Origin of the sequence: Alkalibacillus almallahensis (genome assembly GCF_011761495.1) — a bacterium.
Classification (GTDB): domain Bacteria; phylum Bacillota; class Bacilli; order Bacillales; family Alkalibacillaceae; genus Alkalibacillus; species Alkalibacillus almallahensis.
Map to the genome: position 1 here is coordinate 80,865 of NZ_JAASRU010000003.1, position 17,867 is coordinate 98,731.

Sequence of the window (17,867 nt, forward strand, 5' to 3'; positions counted from 1 at the left end):
ATGGAACAATTTTTATCTTATACAGAAGAAGTGCGTGACGCTTTAGAAAATGGAAAACCAGTCGTGGCACTCGAATCAACCATCATTTCACACGGATTACCCTACCCAGAAAATATGGATATGGCGAAAAAAGTTGAAAATATCATTTGCGAGCAAGGTGCTGTACCTGCCACAATTGGCCTAATGGATGGGCAAATTAAGATTGGTTTAACAGAAGAAGAGCTCTATACATTTGCGACAGAGGAAGGCATTCATAAAGTGAGCCGTCGTGACTTTGGTCATGTCATTGCGAAGAAAGAAATTGGAGCAACAACCGTAGCTGGAACGATGATTGCAGCTAACTTAGCAGGTGTTCGTGTCTTCGCGACAGGCGGTATTGGTGGTGTCCACCGTGAAGGTGAATATACGTGGGACGTTTCAGCTGACCTAAAAGAATTAGCTCAAACTAACGTCGCAGTCGTCTGTGCTGGAGCGAAATCGATTCTAGATATTGGTCGTACACTTGAATACTTAGAAACACATGGTGTACCAGTTGTTGGTTACAAGACAAACACCTTTCCATCGTTCTATTCACGCGAAAGTGAATTTGGTGTCGACTTCCAAATTGACAATCCTGAAGACGTGGCGAAAACATTACAAACGAAGTGGCAGCTTGGTTTAGAGGGTGGTGCTGTGATCGCGAACCCTGTACCTGAAGCATCAGAGATTCCATTCGATCAAATCGAAAGCGTGATCGAACAAGCTTTAAGCGACGCTAAAGCTGAGAATGTGACAGGTAAAGATGTGACACCATACATCCTAAGCAAAGTGAAATCACTCACTGACGGGAAAAGTCTAGAAACTAATCTAGCACTTGTCTATCACAATGCTGAAGTTGCAGGTCAGATCGCCGCTTCATACCATCAATAAATATGTAAAAGCAGTGGCAACGGAGCCACTGCTTTTTTATTGCACATCATCATAAGTTAAATTATTATCCACATCGCCGTTTTCATCGAGCAATTGAACAAATGATTCGTGCTCATCTGAGATGTCATCCGCTCGTTTTAACGCTTCTCCCTTGTTATCGAAGGTTTCTACCTCGTCTTCTTGATCCACTAAGTACACATGCCACTCTTCTCCTTTAGGTCTTACAATGACGCCGTGGTCCATCATTTCTGGCCGACCTTCTCGTGTTGATTTTTCTTTTTCGCTCATAAACCATCGCCTCCTCGCCTTTAATATGCGAGGCTGCTTTAATATTTATTCCTTTGAAATAGGTGGACAGAAAACGACGAGTCGTCATTATTTCGACCCACCTCGCGCATCGACCGACCAAATTTCACCTGTCGACACAACATATGAATCAAATAAATTGACCGTCACACAGGCATGATTAGGAATGATGTGAATCGTGTCATTAATCGCTAATGGACAATCAGTATCAGCATCAATCGGGATGACGCCGTGTTCTTCAGATAATTTTTCAATAGTGAGTTCAGGGTGTTCAACGACACAGCCAAAGCCAACAACTGATTCATTACCGTGAGCGCCTTTTTCAAGTGATAACGCCTTACTCCCTGCATCAATCACGATTCGGTTCATGTGCTTTGAGACAACGGTTGCTTTGACCGTCACAGCACAATCCTCAGGCTTTGCGACACCTAAGCCAACTTGAACCATGTCATAAAATACGGCATTCCCAGGTCTGATATCCGTGACGCCATCATATACACCTGCATCAAAAACGGTCGGTGTCGTCCCTACACTACGATTTGGAATCGTGATACCATCTTCTTCACAACGTTCAGCACTTGTGACGACACTTTCCGCTTCCTGTTTCGCTATTGCCATTCGTTCGTCTTCTGATGTGGCACCATAAGCATGACCCGCATGCGTATAAATTCCCGTCAAATTTAACCCTGGAAGCTTCGTCACATAATGCGCCAACTCTACTGCTTCTTCACCTGGTTCAACCCCACAACGGTTAAGGCCTGAATTCACTTTCAGCCAGACATCCACTGATTCTTCTGAAAATGCTCCGCTTAAAAGATCAGCTCCGACTGTCGTGTCAATACTAACGATGATATGCGCTCGTTCAGCTAAAGTCTTTAAACGAGCTATTTTTTCAGCCTTTGTGATTGGATAAGCAATCATCACGGATGGAATCCCAGCATCAATCATCACTTCCGCTTCATCTAAAGTCGCAACCGTTACACCAACAGCACCAGCGTCCATTTGCTTTCGTGCAATCTGTTTACTTTTATGCGTTTTGACATGTGGTCTGAAATTCAACCCATTTTCTTTAGCAAACGTCGCTAGTCGATCTAAATTTCGTTCCATAACATCCGCATCTAAATATAACTGTGGCGTATCTTCAGTCATCGTGAAACCCTCCTCTGCTCCCTCAATCGTAACATGGTCTCTCTAAATTAAACGAAATATCTTTTTTCACTTTCATCAAACTTTCATATTTCTTATGTAACATGCAGTCATTAGAGGAGGGAACACCGTGGCAACCACAGCAGCAATTATCGATATCCTTATGTTACTAGGTAGTTGGCTAGTCGGACTGATCGTTTACCGACTATTTGCCACACAACACGTCGCAAAACTCGAAGATATTGCTGGGATTGTCCTCAATATCATCTTATTAACATGGGTTGGCAAAGTTGTCTTTCAGCTCCCGTTATTTCTTCAAGATCCTATCGCTGTTTTAGCGTACCCTAGTTCTGCTAATGCTTTATATTTTGGCGTAATTATCGCTTTTATTTTACTGATTCGTAAAACATACAAGGAATCCATTGATTTGAACAACCAGCTCTATGGCTTTGTATATTCGCTATTGTTTGCGTCGTTTGCTTATAATACGAGTGATTTAATCGTTTTTGAGAATACATTCGCGATCTACAACTTAATTATTTTAGTGGTGGTTGTCATAACTTTAATTATAGTCGACCAGCATTTGAAACCTGGTTTACTCACTGGGTTATTAATCAGTTTATGGAGCGCCGGGCACCTAATCATGCAGTTTTGGGCCCCATTTACGACAACATTCTCATTTTTACTCGCTCCTTGGTTTGTCGCGGTCGTTCTAATCGCTGGAATCAGTTTAATCATCCATACAACGCGAAAGAAGGTGTCACGTCATGATTGATGTCGCAGATTTAAATATTTGGCTAGCTGTTGGCGCGGGGATGTTATCGTTTTTATCACCGTGTACCTTACCGCTATTCCCGGCTTATCTTTCCTATATTACTGGGGTCAGTGTGAAAGATCTAGAAGGGCAACACGACGCTCGCATTCGAACCAAACTTTTTAGCCACGCGATTTTGTTTTTATTCGGTGTCTCACTGATCTTCATTTCACTTGGCGTTGGTGTATCCATGATTGGCGATTGGATTCAAAGCTTCTTATCAGGGGAATCAGGCCAATTCATCCAACAAATCGCGGGTATTTTCATTATCTTTATGGGACTAGTCGTCGGAGGCTGGCTCAATTTTACAACACTGATGAAAGAAAAACGGTTACGATTTGCGACCAAACCAGCAGGCTATCTCGGGACTGTCTTTGTTGGCATGGGTTTCGCTGCGGGTTGGACGCCATGTATCGGACCGATCTTTGCCACGATCTTAGTTGTCGCAGCTAGTAACCCTTCACAAGGGACACTTTATACGATTTTCTATGTCATTGGATTCGCTTTACCGTTTTTAATTCTGACATTCTTCATCGGCCGAGCACGTTGGATTGTGCGTTATAGCAACATGATTATGAAAATCGGCGGTGTCATTATGGTGATCATGGGTCTATTGCTTTTTACTGGTCAGATGACAAGATTATCAACATTTTTACTCGATTTAGTTAACGATACTTGGTTTTCTAATTTAGGTTAAAGAAAGGTGAGTCTATTCATGAAACGAATTATTTTAATTGTTGCGATCTTAGCCATGTTCGGTTGGGCTGTCTATGATTTTGTCATTGAAGATGAGACGACAAATGAAGAATCTTCGAATTCGAGTGAATCAGAAGATTACATGGTCAGCGGTGAAGCTGATGGTGGGAACCCTGAAGAACTAGAAACAGGATTAGAAATAGGTAGTCAGGCACCTAATTTCGAACTCGAAACACTTGATGGCAGTGTGGTACGTTTATCAGATTTCCGTGGTCAACGCGTGATGATTAACTTCTGGGCAACATGGTGTCCACCATGCCGAGCTGAAATGCCTGATATGCAAAAATTCCATGAGAATACGGATATTAAAATTTTAGCTGTGAACTTAACGGAATCAGAAAACTCAATCTCAGATGTCTCAGATTTTACTGAAGAATTTGGCTTGTCGTTCCCTATTTTACTCGACCGTGAAGACCAAGTTGCGACAGCTTATGAAATCATCCCGATTCCATCAACTTATATGGTAGATTCTGAAGGTATTATTCAGCACAAAGCATTTGGTGCTATGAATTACGACATGATGGTCCAAGAGTACGAAAAAATGGATTAGGCTCTACCATTCTAATATAATAAGTGGTAGAGGTGGAGTTCTATGAAACAAACGATATTAGTCGTGGATGACGACCAAATGATTCGCCAATTAATTCACACTTATTTAGAAAAAGCAGGCTATGATGTGGTCGAAGCAGCTGACGGTATAGAAGCTCAGACCATGTTCACCACACATCAACCCTGCTTAGTCATCTTAGATTTAATGTTACCTAAATTAAGTGGCGAAGCGTTTTGCGAATGGGTCAGAGAGCAAGAACAAGAAGAAATCTCGATCATTGCTCTTTCCGCCAAGATTCAGGTCCAAGATAAAATAAATCTGCTTCGAATGGGTGCAGATGATTATATCACTAAGCCGTTTAACCCAGATGAGCTAATCGCCCATGTCGAAGCCGTTTTGCGTCGAACAGGGCGATTTTGCCAAAAAATCGCATACGACGGGTTAACGATCAAAGTCCGTAAAAGGGAAGTACTACAAAATGGCAATCCCATTTCATTAACCAAGCACGAATTCAACCTGCTTTACTTGTTTATGCAGAATCCAAACACCGTTTTCTCGCGTGAAGAGTTGTTGGGTCATTTATACCCTAACGACGAAACTGTCGTATTTGACCGAACGATTGATGCCCATATCAAGAAACTACGCGAAAAAATTAACGATCACGCTCACCCACAGCATATCCAAACCGTCAGAGGAATGGGGTATAAGTTTGTTCCGCAACAACCGGTTTATTAAAGGTCTGTTATTTCAACTCACATTCATTAATATCCTAATGATCACACTTGCTATTGGACTTAGCAGTTGGGCCATATACGAAACGGCTTGTTTCTTAGTCGACTCCATGAATGGAATCGATTCAGAAACCCAGGCACGTTTTGAAGCGCTATTACTTGAATATTTGATTGCTTTTACGGTCTTAGCGATTGTGATTGGTGGCTTGCTCCATTATTACTTAACACGTAACATGACACGTCCGATTCGCGATTTAATCCAATCAACCCAAACGCTTAGAGCTGGTCAAGAACCTGAAAAAGTTCATTATCAAGCGAATAATGAAGTCGGCGAATTAATCGAGCAATACAATCGTCTGATTAATCAACTCAAACAACATGATGACGTTCGTAATAAAATGATTTCGGATCTATCGCACGAATTACGGACACCCGTTTCGAATTTGAACGGCTATTTATACGCGATGCAATCGGGCGATTTAGAAGCTAATCAAGATACACTCCATGCGTTATATTTAGAATCGCAACGGTTAAAAGACTTAATTGAACAAGTCGATCAATTAAAAACACTTGATTATATCTCAACTCAATCCTTTAATTATGATGCAAATGTTGATATAGCCGAGATTATTCATCAAAGCACAGCTTTATTTGAATGGCGTTTTAACCAGTATTATATTCCGTTATCAGTTGATGTCGTCGCACAACATGCCGACATCCAACCTGAGGGTATCCAACAAGTTATAAACAATTTACTCGATAACGCTTTGAATTATCATGATCACGTCACACCTGTTACGGTTGAAGGCTTTCCTGAAGACGATCATTACACCGTAAGGATTACAAGTGAGAGCAATGCTATCCCTGAAGAAGAACGCGAAAAGATTTTTGAGCGTTTTTATCGACTGGACCCTTCAAGATCTCGTGAATCAGGCGGAAACGGTCTTGGGTTAGCCATCGCTAAAGAGATCATTGAACGCCATCAAGGTAAGATCGGCGTCACAAGTCACGGCAATCGCAATACCTTTTGGTTCACTATTCCAATCCATAAATAATCCCTCATGTGCGAGTTTAAGCACATGAGGGATTTTTTTAACAGAATGAATCTTTTGATTTGGGTACGGATAAACCGAAGAGTGGCCGTAGATACAGGGCCAAGAATGTTCCCGCTAGAGCTAGAATACCCCAGATATAACCATGCAGACTAAATGATGCAATACCACCAAAGTAAGCCCCAATATTACAACCAAAGGCTAAACGAGCACCATAACCCATGAATAAACCACCGATCACAGCAGCCGAAACATTCCCTTTCGTTAGGCGAGTAAATTTAAACAAGCCACCTGCTGCTGATGCGATAAACGCACCTATTATCACACCAAAGTTAAGCACTGTTGTTGAATCCGTTAAAATCGATGCTTCTAACGCTTGAGCACTCTCACCTGACCAATAAGCCCAACTTGCGACATCAAAGCCAATAAAGTCTGCTGCTTTCGACCCCCAAAGAGCAAATGCTGACGTGACACCCCACGGTGAACCACGTGTCATAAGTGTAAGTGCGTTTAAGACAGCTAACGCAATCGCTGCTGCGAATAATGGCCAAGAGCCACGGAACAGGCGTTTCCACCCTTTCGTTGATGGAACTGTCGCCATTTTTGGTGCTTTACGACGACGTTCAATGACAAGCGTCAACCAAGCGATAAACCCAAAAATCGCAATCGATAACAACCACGCGCCACCATAGCCGAAACCAGTCGTTTCAGCGAGCGATACAGGTTGGTAAGCTGGTAAATCCTCTGTCCAGAACGGCAAGTGAGCCGCTCCAATCGTTGAACCTACAATAAAGAATAGTAATGTCACAAGCATTACCGTACGACCGCCACCCACGGCATAAAGCGTACCTGATGCACAGCCACCACCTAACTGCATGCCAATTCCAAATAAAAAGGCACCCACTAGTAAACTCACACCAACAGGGGCAACATACCCCGACACTGATATATCAAAAAATGAAATACCAAATGCTAGAATCGGTGCAAATAAGGTCACAGCCACCGCTAACATCACCATATGCGAACGCATTGCCTTACCATTACCGACCGACATTACCCGACGGAAAGCTGACGTAAAACCAAAGCGCGCATGAAATAGTGTATAGCCTAACAAGAGACCAATCACTAATAATAAGGCTTGCACGCCACTATAAGAGACCATCAAATGAATCATTAACCCTGCTGCTATAATTAACGCAGCGATAATTAGCTTCATTTGTGGTTTATTTAAACCTGTCTCGTCTTCTTTGACAGTAACAGGGTCTTTTACTTCATCAACCGGCTGTACTTTTGTTGCCAATTTTAAAACCACCTTTTTCTGATAAATTTAATCGGAATTATAATTACATAGATTACTATATTTGCTACACCCTTGTTTCGTCAATCAAAAAACTTTAAATCACATAAAAAATCTCCTGCTATTTTTTAACAGGAGATTCGGACCCATTTAGGTTTTCTTTAAATAATCCACTAAACCAAGCGCGCAAACACTCATATCCATCTCAAGCAATTGGTACACCTCATCTTCTCGTGCTACACCAAGACCGTCTAAATGCGCTGCAACACGATCAAATAAAGCCTGATGTACAGCTTCAACTTGATGATCTGGTTCTCGTTTCATCGCTTCTTTACTCAGCTCCAAAAATATCGGCAACCAATCCCGCATTAGCTCGTAAACGACTTGTGGCTCACTCGAACGTCCAAAATGGCCAAAATGAATCGCATCTACTTCAAGCGCTTCGATTCGTCTTAGCGATTCTAACATGGCTTCTGGGTCAAATTGATTAGGAGATGTCGACGGTAAGACAAAGGTTTCACCATAAGGTAATAAATGCGGATAATAAACGCCGATCGTATCTCCCGTATAAATCGCATTCGCCTTCGAATCATGAATCGACAGATGATGTTTGGCATGACCTGGTGTATCGTAAAACGTGAGTGTCCGTGAACCAATTGTCAGTTCACTCCCATCTTCCTGCTCAACTAACTGATCTTCAGGGACAGGCAGAACTGGATCAAACAGTTCATCAAATTGCTCACCGTATACGGCCCTGGCTCCTTGAACAAGTTTAGTAGGATCAGCTAAATGCCGTTTTCCCCGCGGATGAACATGTACTGTCGCGTTCGGACAACTTTGAAGCAACAACCCTACTCCTCCCGCATGATCTAAATGAACATGCGTGACAATAATATGTTTAACATTTTCAGGCGCTTCGCCAATCGCTTCTAACCCTTCAATTAAGAATGGGACTGATGGACTAGCGCTCGTTTCTATCACCGTTAATGCTTCGTCTTGAATGATATAACTCCCTGTCCGGTTAGATAAATTTAAATCATATACATCTATTAGCGTGACATCTTGACCCAACGATTCTAATTTCGACATCTTACCCCTCATTTCTTAGATCTTTTCTAGTTATATCATTCGTTTGTAAAGGCTTATTTTCCTTCTTAATGAAAGATCTTTTCCATTTCAAACTTTATTTGATTGATTTTGAACGGATTATAGGAATTAAATAATTTAATTTTGGTAATATTAGTATCTATTAACTGCATAATTTCTAGTTATATGGTATTATTTAACTACTCTTTTTGTAGGAGGTTACTTTATGGGACCATTAAGCATCAGGCCTGCAGGACCAAACGACTTTAACACGATTGATGACATCATCCATATCAATACAAATGATTCATCAAGAAAAAATGGTTACCCGTTTTTATCTAATGTTAAAGACCTAGAAAAGGCTATCGAATCCTATCAAAATCATTTCCACCATTGTGCTATGATGATCTATTTAAACAAGGATTCCATAGGATTTACGGGGTTGCTTTATGAAGAGGGGGACTATGAGGCATGGGTAGTCGGCCCGTATTTGAATAACCTCTATTATTCAACCACCTTAATACAAATCGTGTTAGAAGAACTTCTGCATTTAACCTATAACACCTTCACAACGATTTATTTACATGTCCCAACAGAAAACGAAGCATTAATGGAAGCTTGTAAACGAGTAAATATGGATGTTTTTAAACAGGAAGACCATCACTTTACATTTGCAGCTTCATTAAAAAACACGCTGACTCTTTAAGTCAGCGTGTTTTCTTTTATGATGCATCTAAATAAATCACATTGCTTGCGTTTTCATTCAAGCTCATTTCTACATGACTTCCATCAAGGTCCTGGCTAGCGCCACCACCGAACATTGGGAAGACATAGAAGACTAAGAAACCTAAGATTAATAGCGTAATAATAATTGCGGTTACTGATTTAATCGCGGTTGCTCCTGTGCGACTTGGTTCTTCATGTTTTTCAACATACTCTTTTTTCTCATCAGCCATGATTAAACCTCCTTTAATTAGCTTTATATTCATGAATTACCCTTCCCAGCCCTCAGCTTAAACTACATTTGTCTAATTTGTGACAAATGTCCTAGTTACACATTTGACCTGGTTTTGCATATCGTATTAGTGACAACTTAAGGAGGGATTACATGAACCCATACATGAAATCAAATGAAGAAGAGCTTCACAACCTTTGCAGCCAACATCAGATGCATTTTGTTCATCTTGAAACACAGGATGGTCAATTGTTCGACGGCATTGTTGATGAAGTGGATGATCAAAGTGTCGTCTTAATCATGCCATGGGGCGATATGGAACAAGAGCGATTTAATGGTGGTTACGGGCAAGGCTACGGCGGTCCTGGATACGGCCAAGGATACGGTCAAGGATACGGTCAAGGATATGGCGGACCACGCCGTTATCCGAGACGGTTTAGACGATTTAGACGTCATCGCTTTCCGTTCCGCTTCTTGAATCGAATTTTCTTCCCTTTCTTCTACTAATCTTCACAACCACCCATACGTATTCGCCTTTACTTGCATCTTATGTAATAAGGCGATACGAAGGGTGGTTTTTAATTTGGAAGGGACTATTTATTACCGACCATTAGGCGATTCATTAACACTCGGGACTGGAGCGTTTTTTCATCGCGGTTTTATTCATTCATATAGTAATGCCATCACCAATGTGCTGAAACAGCCTGTTCGAACAGAGGTGTTTGCACGTCGTGGCATGATGAGTTGCGAATTAAAATACATGTTACATGATCCCGCTATCCATAAACGATTAGCTCCAGCTAATATCATTACGATCACGATTGGTAGTAACGATTTACTAGAGGCTCACGATCATTTTTTAAATACGTTTAATCCCGTTATTTTTGAGCGGGCAGAAGAAACTTTTTATAAAAATTTGATTGAAATCATTTGGACGCTTCACTTCATTAAATATTATCACCCTTCACCTTATTTCATTCGGATAATTGGGTTATACAACCCGTTTCCCCACTTACCTTATAGCGCCTTTTGGATCAATCGATTTAATGCTATCTTACAATCGATGGAATCACCACTCGTTCGCTATGTTGACGTTTTAACGCCCTTTTCGATTAGGGGCCGCCGCGTACTGTCTTTTGGTGGGGTACACCCTAACCGCAAAGGTTATCAATTAATTGCTAAAAAAATAAATGAAACAGGGTATGAACCTTTGAGTTATTTGCAACTTTAAACATATTAAAAAAGACCCGATGAACTCGGGCCTTCACAATATTTACTGACAATTGTCGTCATCACAATATTCGGTTTTCGATGGTGTGTGCATCATTTGAAGTTTCGGTTCTTGTTTTTCTTCTTCATATACTTTTTCAAGTACTTCGACAAATGTCTCCACAGGTTGAGCGCCGCTTACGGCATATTTTTCATTGAAAACGAAGAAAGGAACACCTTGAACCCCAATATCGCCTGCTTCTTGAATATCTCGGTTTACATTAGAGCGATAAGCACCTGATTGTAAGGCATTCAGCGCTTCTTCACGGTCTAAACCAACTAATTCAGCGCGATCGGCTAAAACTTCTTCATCATTCATATCTAAACCCTCTGTAAAATACGCCTGCATGAGTGAATCATTGAGGGCGTTGCCTTTACCTTCTTGTTTCGCAAACTGAATCAAGCGCTGCGCGTTCAACGTATTCGTTGGAATAATCTGATCCATATTAAATGTTAGTCCAACCTCTTGTGCTTGTTGAGCCATTTGTTGATTCATTTCACGACCTTGTTCATACGGAACATCATACTTCGTCGCTAACATTTCATGAATATCTTGGTACTGACCTGGTTTAGCGTTTGGATCTAATTGGAAACTCTTAAATGCAACTGACACGTCATCTTGATTTTCAAATTGCTCTAGCGCTTGCTCGAATCGGCGCTTTCCTATATAACAGAACGGACAAACCACGTCCGACCAAATATCTACCTTCATAAAACATGCCTCCTCTGACATCGATTCACCCCTTATTATTAAGGATAGAGGCTTGTGAAATCAACTGATTTGATTTCACACAAAAAAGAGCGCGACCTATTCAGTCGACGCTCGTGGTTTTGTATTATGTTTGTATAGTTTAATTCGCTTGCAAGAATGACAGGGCATCATCGTCTGATTCAAAATGAAATTCATTATTATGGTTGGATTCCTTTGCAGTACGATTTAACTGCATCTTGGCTATACTTCCCTCTACAATAACAGCCGCTCGATTCATCCCAATGTCTAATAACCATTGCTGGTGCTTAACTAACTCTTTTTGAGCGTCTTGTACGAAAACCTTAACACCTCTCATATTAACCATGACATCGAATTGATCTGGGTTTAATTGTTTAACCGCCTGTTCAATGTCAGTATTAGCTTTTTGAATATCTTCCACTGAAACATTTCCTATCCATTCAATTTTGATAATACCCTTTTTTCGGTCTATCACATCTACCTGGTACATTTTGACCACTCACCTTCGTATAATTTATGTATAATCTATACCCCCTTCAAACTTTTTAAAACCTTTTTCCTGATATTTTTAGTTCTTTTTTCTTATTTGTTAAGGGTTTTCGGAATATATAGTGGAATTACTTTTTTAGAGTTTGAAAACAATGGATGCTTAAATCGAATTATTGGATGGTGAAATTTGATAAACACCCCCTGAATATTTATCGAAGCATCTCTGTCTAAAAAGAGATGTGTTTTTTTAAAAATACATTGGTAAAACAACAATAATCTATTAATTATTAATAATAATTTATTGCAAAACAATAAAATGTGTATTAGGGTAATAATAACGATAAATAAGTGGGGTGCTTTTTAATGAAACGGGGATCAACGCTCTTTTTAAAGGTAGTTGTTTTTCTTATTGGGATTACGGTACTTGCTTTGTGTATATTTTTGTTACCTTGGTTAGCAAATTATACCGCAGATATGTATCCAGAGTATGCTTATTTGCAATATCCTGTATTAATTGGTTTGTATGTAACTGCAATACCGTTTTTCTTTGCTTTATATCAGACTTTAAGACTTTTAAACAACATTGATAAAAACAATGCTTTCTCGAAGTTTTCAGTAAATGCTTTAAAGAATATAATATACTGTGCGAATGCCATTAGCATTTTATATGTAATAGGTAGTATTTTTCTTATATCACAAAATTCCTTACACCCTGGAATAGCACTTGCAGGATTTACAATTATCTTTGCTTCATTTGTGATTGCAGTTTTTTCTGCCGTTCTTCAAAAGTTGTTTAAAAATGCCATAGAAATAAAATCAGAAAATGATTTAACGGTTTGAGGTGAAAAATATGGCAATTAAAATTAATATTGATGTGATGTTAGCAAAAAGAAAAATGAGTGTAACAGAACTATCTGAAAAAGTTGGAATCACTATGGCTAATATTTCTATTTTGAAAAATGGAAAAGCAAAAGCGATTCGATTATCAACTTTAGATACTATTTGTAAGGTTTTGGATTGTCAGCCTGGGGATATTCTTGAATATCAAAGTGATAATGATACCCAAGAATAAATTATCAAATTATTAATTTGATAAGGGGTTGAGAATTTATGAAGAAATCGTTACTTTTATCAATTTCATTTTTGGTAGTTATGTTTTTATCGGCTTGTACGGATAATTCTATGGAACCAAATAAGAATAGCATGATTTTAGTTAATAGAAATCAGCATTGATAAAATTACAGACGGTATAAGTAATGCTGATGGTTCAAAAATACAAAAAGAAGACACACTTAGAAAAGACTATATTGATCAAGAAGTCTTTGACTTAAAAGGAGAAGCAACATTTGAATTTGTGTTAATATGTAATGAGGAAATTAGAATACCCTTGAAAGAAATTACACTTGAACTAATGACGAACAAAGAATACCTCTTCGAAATTACTGGTGATTCGATGGAGTTGCCTGGCTCGAACCGTGCCCCGGTAAAGGAAACACGGCGATTGCTTCAGCATAGCCGATGTTGAGCTTATGTCACATAGAACCAAGCGAAGTATTTTGATGGGGCGTCATCATAGCATAAAACCCTAACGATTTAATTTTTTCAATTAAATCGTTAGGGTTTTATTTTGCAATATTAACTTTTGTCTCAGCCTCTACCTTATTACCAACCAATTTCCTCTAAACTAGCTGAAACTGGAATCAATGCATTGTCATACAAATCTACAACTAATTCATGAACGCGTTCTTGTTGATGAATTTCTCCAATTCGCTGAATAATTTCACGATCAGCATTATCTTCACGTGCCGCAATAATATTAATATATGGTGTTGCCGTATCACCTTCTATAAAAATCGAGTCTTCATTCGGTTGAAAACCGGCTTCACGCGCTACACCGTTATTAATTAATGACACATCAACATCGGGCAGGACTCGAGGTGTCTGTGCAGCAACGATCGGCTCAAATTCAATATTTTTAGGGTTCTCGACCACTTTATCTAGGTCACCATAACCATTAAAACCTTCTTCAAGCGCGATCACCCCAGCTTCTTCAAGTAACAATAACGCACGCCCCATATTGGTTTCTTCTTTCGGTAAGGCAACTGTACCACCTTCTGGAATATCCTCAACTGATTCATGTTTCTCCGAATAGATTCCCATAGGAGCTATGTAAGTTGTCGCAACAGGCTCTAAGTCTAAATCATGTTCTTTAATAAATTCATCAAAATATGATACCGTCTGAAAAGCATTAATATCGATATCACCATTCGCTAACGCCTGATTCGGTCTAACATAATCGGAGAACTCAACAAGCTCAACTTCGACACCTTCTTCTTCCTCGACAATCTCAGCTATTTCTTCCCATAAAGGGACTCCAGAACCGTTTAAGCCTACCTTGATTGTTTCATCTTCAGACCCACATCCTGCTAAAATAATCGTAATCAATAATACACCTAATGTTATTTTAATGTTTTTACTCATTTTGAAACTCCCTCTCTATTTTTAAATTTATAAACGTTTCAATCGCTTAGATAAACGATTGCCTATTGCTTGGAACACTTGCACAATCACGACCAGCAGTACGACAGTCGCGATCATAATATCTGTTTCGAATCGTTGATAACCGTAAGAAATGGCTAGATCACCAAGACCGCCACCTCCAACGAAACCTGCCATTGCCGAGGCCCCTACCAAACCAATTGAAGCAATGGTTAAGTTCAGAACAATCGTACTTAATGACTCCGGTATAAAAACACGATAGATGATTTGCCAATTCGTCGCTCCCATTGATTGAGCCGCTTCAATAACCCCTTGATTCACATCGAGCAGGCTACTTTCAACTAATCGAGCGATATAAGGTCCAGAAAATAATACAAGTGGCACGATTGCCGCTCCTGTTCCGATCGTTGTACCAATGATTAATCGTGTAAATGGCAGTATCGCAACGAGTAAAATAATAAATGGAATTGAGCGAAAGGTATTAACCACTGCATTAATCATTTTGAAAGCAAAACGATTTTCCATCAGTCCATCTTCACGTGTTACAACCAAAGCAATCCCAAGTGGTAACCCAATTAATGTTGCGAGCACGAGTGATATCAACACCATAATCAACGTTTCCTGCGTCGCTTCTAAAATCATTGGCCAAAACTCTAGCAAATTAACTTGCATCAACTAACACCCTCTCTACAGACACGGTTTCCTTTATGTAGTTAAGTGACTTCAACACCTCATCATCATCACCTTGCAACTCCACAATCAAGTTCCCAAACGGCGTGTCTTGAATTTCTAAAATTTGTCCGTACAAAATATTCACTTCAACATTAAACTTCTTGGCTACACGCGATAATACCGGTTCACCCGCTCGACTACGGAGGAATGTTACGCGGTAAATATGTCGTGAATCATTATGAGTTTCGATATCAGTCAATATTGAGTTCGGAATATCTGCCTTCATAACACTTTCAACGAATTTTCTTGTTGTCGGATGTTTCGGGTTGGTAAATAAGTCAAAAATGGCACCTTGTTCAATAATTTCACCATCTTCCATTACGGCAACACGGTCACATATGTCTTTTATGACATCCATTTCATGCGTGATCATTAAAATAGTCATATTATACTCATCACGAATACGCTTCAGTAGGGCTAATATAGACTGCGTCGTTTCAGGGTCCAATGCAGAAGTCGCTTCATCACAAAGTAAAATATTCGGCGATGTCGCCAGAGCCCTGGCAATTCCTATCCGCTGTTTTTGACCACCTGAAAGCTGATCTGCGTAGTAATTAGCACGATCTTTTAAACCAACAAAATCTAATATTTCTTCAACACGTTCCTTAATCGTCGATTTGGATTCTCCCGCTAATATGAGTGGAAATGCCACATTATGATAAACTGTCTTTGATTCTAGCAAGTTAAAATGTTGAAAGATCATACTAATTTGGCGGCGCACGCTACGCAAATCCTTAGCTGATAAATTAGTCATGTCATACCCATCGACTAACACTTCACCAGACGTCGGCTTTTCTAACTGATTAGCCAGTCTTACGAGGGTACTCTTTCCAGCCCCACTAAAGCCAATCACACCAAAAATTTCACCACGTTCGACCTGAAGATTAGCCTCTTTAACAGCTGTTAAATGTTGCCCTTCATGTTCATAAACTTTTGAGACATTATTAAATTCAATCATGGCCAAAACTCCTTCCATCACAAAAAACCCCTCTCTTCTTATCTGAAGACAGATAAGAAGAGAGGGGTTCGTTTATTATGACATACATTAATAGCCGAGCCTTCTCTTCTCATCTATCAAATACATGTCGTATTCGCTGGAATTGGCACAGTATCTGCACGTTTAACAGATCCGCTGCCGAGGTTTCGTAGGGCCAGTCCCTCCGCCTCTCTAGATAAGAAGACTAATATGATTAATTTATTTAGTTTTAAATGATAATCACAATCATACAAACACGCGATTCAATTGTCAATTAAGTTTTGAAAATTTTTTCATCTTGTTCTGACTTATTTCAAAATACCCGAACTTTTTAAATAAATTCGGGTTTTTTTGAAATTACTAACCGAAGAATTGAGATCAATACATGCATTGATCTCAATTCTTCAAAAACACCAATAAAAAAGAGCGCGAACTATTTTCTAGTCGCGCCCTTCTCATTTATTAAATAATCTCTATAACTTTTGAGATAACTTCATTTATTAATCAAATAATTGACCGGACTTATTTCAAAAATTAAAAGACATCCTTCACGTAACCTGATTTTGCCGATTCAATCAGTGACACGACCACTTTCAAAGAGTCGAGCGCATCCTGACCTGTGACAACTAAATCCTCTTCACCACGAATGCTATCGACAAATGAATCAATCACACCTGTGTTCGTCTGGTTATCATTTGTTTGAATCGCTTCTAATTCGTAGCGTACACGCTCACCATCATGAGTCAGCACCTCTAATTGATGCTCATCATCATGATAGATTTTCATAATACCTTTTTCACCATATAGTGTGGAACTATTATCTTCCTCACCATAATATGTCCATGAGAACGAAGCTGTACCTAAACGTCCACCAGCGGTACGCAAATTACAAACAATATTATCTGGCACCTCGATTGGCTCACCGTTTTCATCGATTTTATCTAAAGCTCCTTGAAAAGCGCTTACTTGAGTGATTTGATCGTCAAGTAAATAATGCATTAAGTCCAATTTATGAATCCCTAAATCCGCAACCACACCATAGCCTGAACGGTCCTTTTTGAAAAACCAAGTTGAATTACTCTTATTCACGCCCCAACTTTCCGGTCCACCATGGCCAAAATTCGTCTTAAACGTTAACACACTACCTAACTCACCACTCGCTATCAATTCTTTCGCCTTTTGATGAGCGCGTGTGAAACGTTGATTATGATCAACCATTAGCAATTTACCCGACTGTTTTTGCGCATCAATAATTTTTTCCGCTTCTTCTACAGATAATGCGATCGGTTTTTCAGTCAGCACATGTTTACCACTCAATAGAGCTTGTGTCGAAAACACATGATGAGAGTCATTCGAGGAACAATCACTAATCGCAACGATGGATTCATCTTCGAATAAATCTTCTACAGAGTTTGCCACTTGCCCATCAAACAACTCAGCTAAAGCTTCTGATCGTTCTGGGTTACGATCATAAAACACGATGTTGGTTACATATGGATTCTCATAGTACTCCGGAGCATGACGGAACTTCGTAATTGATCCACATCCAATAATGCCTACTTTCATAGTT

General features: G+C 39.6%; 22 protein-coding genes and 1 riboswitch. Of the genes, 11 read left to right on the top strand and 11 right to left on the bottom strand.

Annotated features, from left to right (window positions below):
• Nucleotides 1-909 (top strand): pseudouridine-5'-phosphate glycosidase, encoded by a 909-nt coding sequence (locus FHR85_RS03845; RefSeq protein ID WP_167261284.1) that lies wholly within the window; start codon nt 1-3, stop codon nt 907-909.
• Between the two features lie 36 nt (nt 910-945).
• Here FHR85_RS03845 and FHR85_RS03850 read toward each other — a convergent pair whose 3' ends face one another.
• Complete coding sequence (locus FHR85_RS03850) at nt 946-1,197, bottom strand: hypothetical protein (RefSeq protein ID WP_167261286.1); 252 nt, start codon at nt 1,195-1,197, stop codon at nt 946-948.
• A gap of 87 nt (nt 1,198-1,284) precedes the next feature.
• Nucleotides 1,285-2,364 (bottom strand): alanine racemase, encoded by a 1,080-nt coding sequence (locus FHR85_RS03855; protein WP_167261288.1) that lies wholly within the window; start codon nt 2,362-2,364, stop codon nt 1,285-1,287.
• A gap of 127 nt (nt 2,365-2,491) precedes the next feature.
• Here FHR85_RS03855 and FHR85_RS03860 point away from each other — a divergent pair, with 127 nt between their 5' ends.
• From FHR85_RS03860 to FHR85_RS03880, 5 genes are read left to right on the top strand one after another with little or no spacing between them, the layout of a single operon-like run.
• Nucleotides 2,492-3,136: a hypothetical protein gene (locus tag FHR85_RS03860; protein WP_167261290.1), complete on the top strand. Its 645-nt coding sequence runs from the start codon at nt 2,492-2,494 to the stop codon at nt 3,134-3,136.
• A complete protein-coding gene (locus tag FHR85_RS03865) occupies nt 3,129-3,872 on the top strand; it encodes a cytochrome c biogenesis CcdA family protein (protein WP_167261292.1) in 744 nt (247 codons plus the stop codon). Before FHR85_RS03860 ends, FHR85_RS03865 begins: the two co-directional genes overlap by 8 nt.
• Before the next feature lie 18 nt (nt 3,873-3,890).
• Complete coding sequence (locus FHR85_RS03870; protein WP_167261294.1) at nt 3,891-4,481, top strand: redoxin domain-containing protein; 591 nt, start codon at nt 3,891-3,893, stop codon at nt 4,479-4,481.
• A 42-nt stretch (nt 4,482-4,523) separates the two neighbouring features.
• The gene (locus FHR85_RS03875) at nt 4,524-5,216 is read left to right on the top strand and encodes a response regulator transcription factor (RefSeq protein WP_167261296.1); all 693 of its coding nucleotides are present in this window, start codon (nt 4,524-4,526) and stop codon (nt 5,214-5,216) included.
• The gene (locus tag FHR85_RS03880; RefSeq protein ID WP_167261298.1) at nt 5,191-6,267 is read left to right on the top strand and encodes a sensor histidine kinase; all 1,077 of its coding nucleotides are present in this window, start codon (nt 5,191-5,193) and stop codon (nt 6,265-6,267) included. Before FHR85_RS03875 ends, FHR85_RS03880 begins: the two co-directional genes overlap by 26 nt.
• A gap of 37 nt (nt 6,268-6,304) precedes the next feature.
• Here the strand turns inward: FHR85_RS03880 and FHR85_RS03885 are convergent, their stop codons facing one another.
• Entirely contained in the window at nt 6,305-7,564 is a 1,260-nt protein-coding gene (locus FHR85_RS03885; protein ID WP_167261300.1) for a YeeE/YedE family protein, read from the bottom strand.
• A gap of 147 nt (nt 7,565-7,711) precedes the next feature.
• On the bottom strand, nt 7,712-8,650 hold the full coding sequence (locus FHR85_RS03890; protein ID WP_167261302.1) for an MBL fold metallo-hydrolase: 939 nt from the start codon (nt 8,648-8,650) through the stop codon (nt 7,712-7,714).
• Between the two features lie 223 nt (nt 8,651-8,873).
• On the opposite strand from FHR85_RS03890, the gene FHR85_RS03895 reads away from it, so the two are divergent.
• Nucleotides 8,874-9,353 carry a hypothetical protein gene (locus tag FHR85_RS03895; protein WP_167261305.1) on the top strand — a complete coding sequence of 160 codons (480 nt, stop codon included), beginning with the start codon at nt 8,874-8,876 and terminating at the stop codon, nt 9,351-9,353.
• A gap of 16 nt (nt 9,354-9,369) precedes the next feature.
• Here the strand turns inward: FHR85_RS03895 and FHR85_RS03900 are convergent, their stop codons facing one another.
• On the bottom strand, nt 9,370-9,603 hold the full coding sequence (locus tag FHR85_RS03900; RefSeq protein WP_167261130.1) for a hypothetical protein: 234 nt from the start codon (nt 9,601-9,603) through the stop codon (nt 9,370-9,372).
• Nucleotides 9,604-9,755: 152 nt separating this feature from the next.
• On the opposite strand from FHR85_RS03900, the gene FHR85_RS03905 reads away from it, so the two are divergent.
• Entirely contained in the window at nt 9,756-10,109 is a 354-nt protein-coding gene (locus tag FHR85_RS03905) for a hypothetical protein (RefSeq protein WP_167261132.1), read from the top strand.
• 76 nt (nt 10,110-10,185) lie between these two features.
• Entirely contained in the window at nt 10,186-10,833 is a 648-nt protein-coding gene (locus FHR85_RS03910) for a GDSL-type esterase/lipase family protein (RefSeq protein WP_167261307.1), read from the top strand.
• 42 nt (nt 10,834-10,875) lie between these two features.
• On the opposite strand, the gene FHR85_RS03915 is transcribed toward FHR85_RS03910, so the two are convergent.
• Nucleotides 10,876-11,583, bottom strand: coding sequence for a DsbA family oxidoreductase (locus FHR85_RS03915; protein WP_167261309.1), 708 nt, complete (start codon nt 11,581-11,583; stop codon nt 10,876-10,878).
• A 139-nt stretch (nt 11,584-11,722) separates the two neighbouring features.
• The gene (locus FHR85_RS03920; RefSeq protein WP_167261311.1) at nt 11,723-12,091 is read right to left on the bottom strand and encodes an STAS/SEC14 domain-containing protein; all 369 of its coding nucleotides are present in this window, start codon (nt 12,089-12,091) and stop codon (nt 11,723-11,725) included.
• A 362-nt stretch (nt 12,092-12,453) separates the two neighbouring features.
• Between FHR85_RS03920 and FHR85_RS03925 the strand changes: the two genes are divergently transcribed.
• Together FHR85_RS03925 and FHR85_RS03930 are read left to right on the top strand one after the other, a co-directional pair.
• A complete protein-coding gene (locus FHR85_RS03925) occupies nt 12,454-12,930 on the top strand; it encodes a DUF2975 domain-containing protein (RefSeq protein WP_167261313.1) in 477 nt (158 codons plus the stop codon).
• 10 nt (nt 12,931-12,940) lie between these two features.
• Entirely contained in the window at nt 12,941-13,162 is a 222-nt protein-coding gene (locus FHR85_RS03930; protein WP_167261315.1) for a helix-turn-helix domain-containing protein, read from the top strand.
• Between the two features lie 590 nt (nt 13,163-13,752).
• On the opposite strand, the gene FHR85_RS03935 is transcribed toward FHR85_RS03930, so the two are convergent.
• The 4 genes from FHR85_RS03935 to FHR85_RS03950 all read right to left on the bottom strand — a co-directional run bounded on the left by FHR85_RS03935 (nt 13,753) and on the right by FHR85_RS03950 (nt 17,863).
• Nucleotides 13,753-14,571, bottom strand: coding sequence for a MetQ/NlpA family ABC transporter substrate-binding protein (locus tag FHR85_RS03935; protein ID WP_167261317.1), 819 nt, complete (start codon nt 14,569-14,571; stop codon nt 13,753-13,755).
• 27 nt (nt 14,572-14,598) lie between these two features.
• Nucleotides 14,599-15,261 (bottom strand): methionine ABC transporter permease, encoded by a 663-nt coding sequence (locus tag FHR85_RS03940; protein WP_167261319.1) that lies wholly within the window; start codon nt 15,259-15,261, stop codon nt 14,599-14,601.
• A complete protein-coding gene (locus tag FHR85_RS03945; RefSeq protein WP_167261535.1) occupies nt 15,251-16,279 on the bottom strand; it encodes a methionine ABC transporter ATP-binding protein in 1,029 nt (342 codons plus the stop codon). The genes FHR85_RS03940 and FHR85_RS03945 overlap by 11 nt, the downstream gene beginning before the upstream one ends.
• Nucleotides 16,280-16,385: 106 nt before the next feature.
• A riboswitch (SAM riboswitch) is annotated at nt 16,386-16,500 on the bottom strand.
• Between the two features lie 331 nt (nt 16,501-16,831).
• A complete protein-coding gene (locus FHR85_RS03950; RefSeq protein WP_167261321.1) occupies nt 16,832-17,863 on the bottom strand; it encodes a Gfo/Idh/MocA family protein in 1,032 nt (343 codons plus the stop codon).
• Between the last annotated feature and the right edge of the window lie 4 nt (nt 17,864-17,867).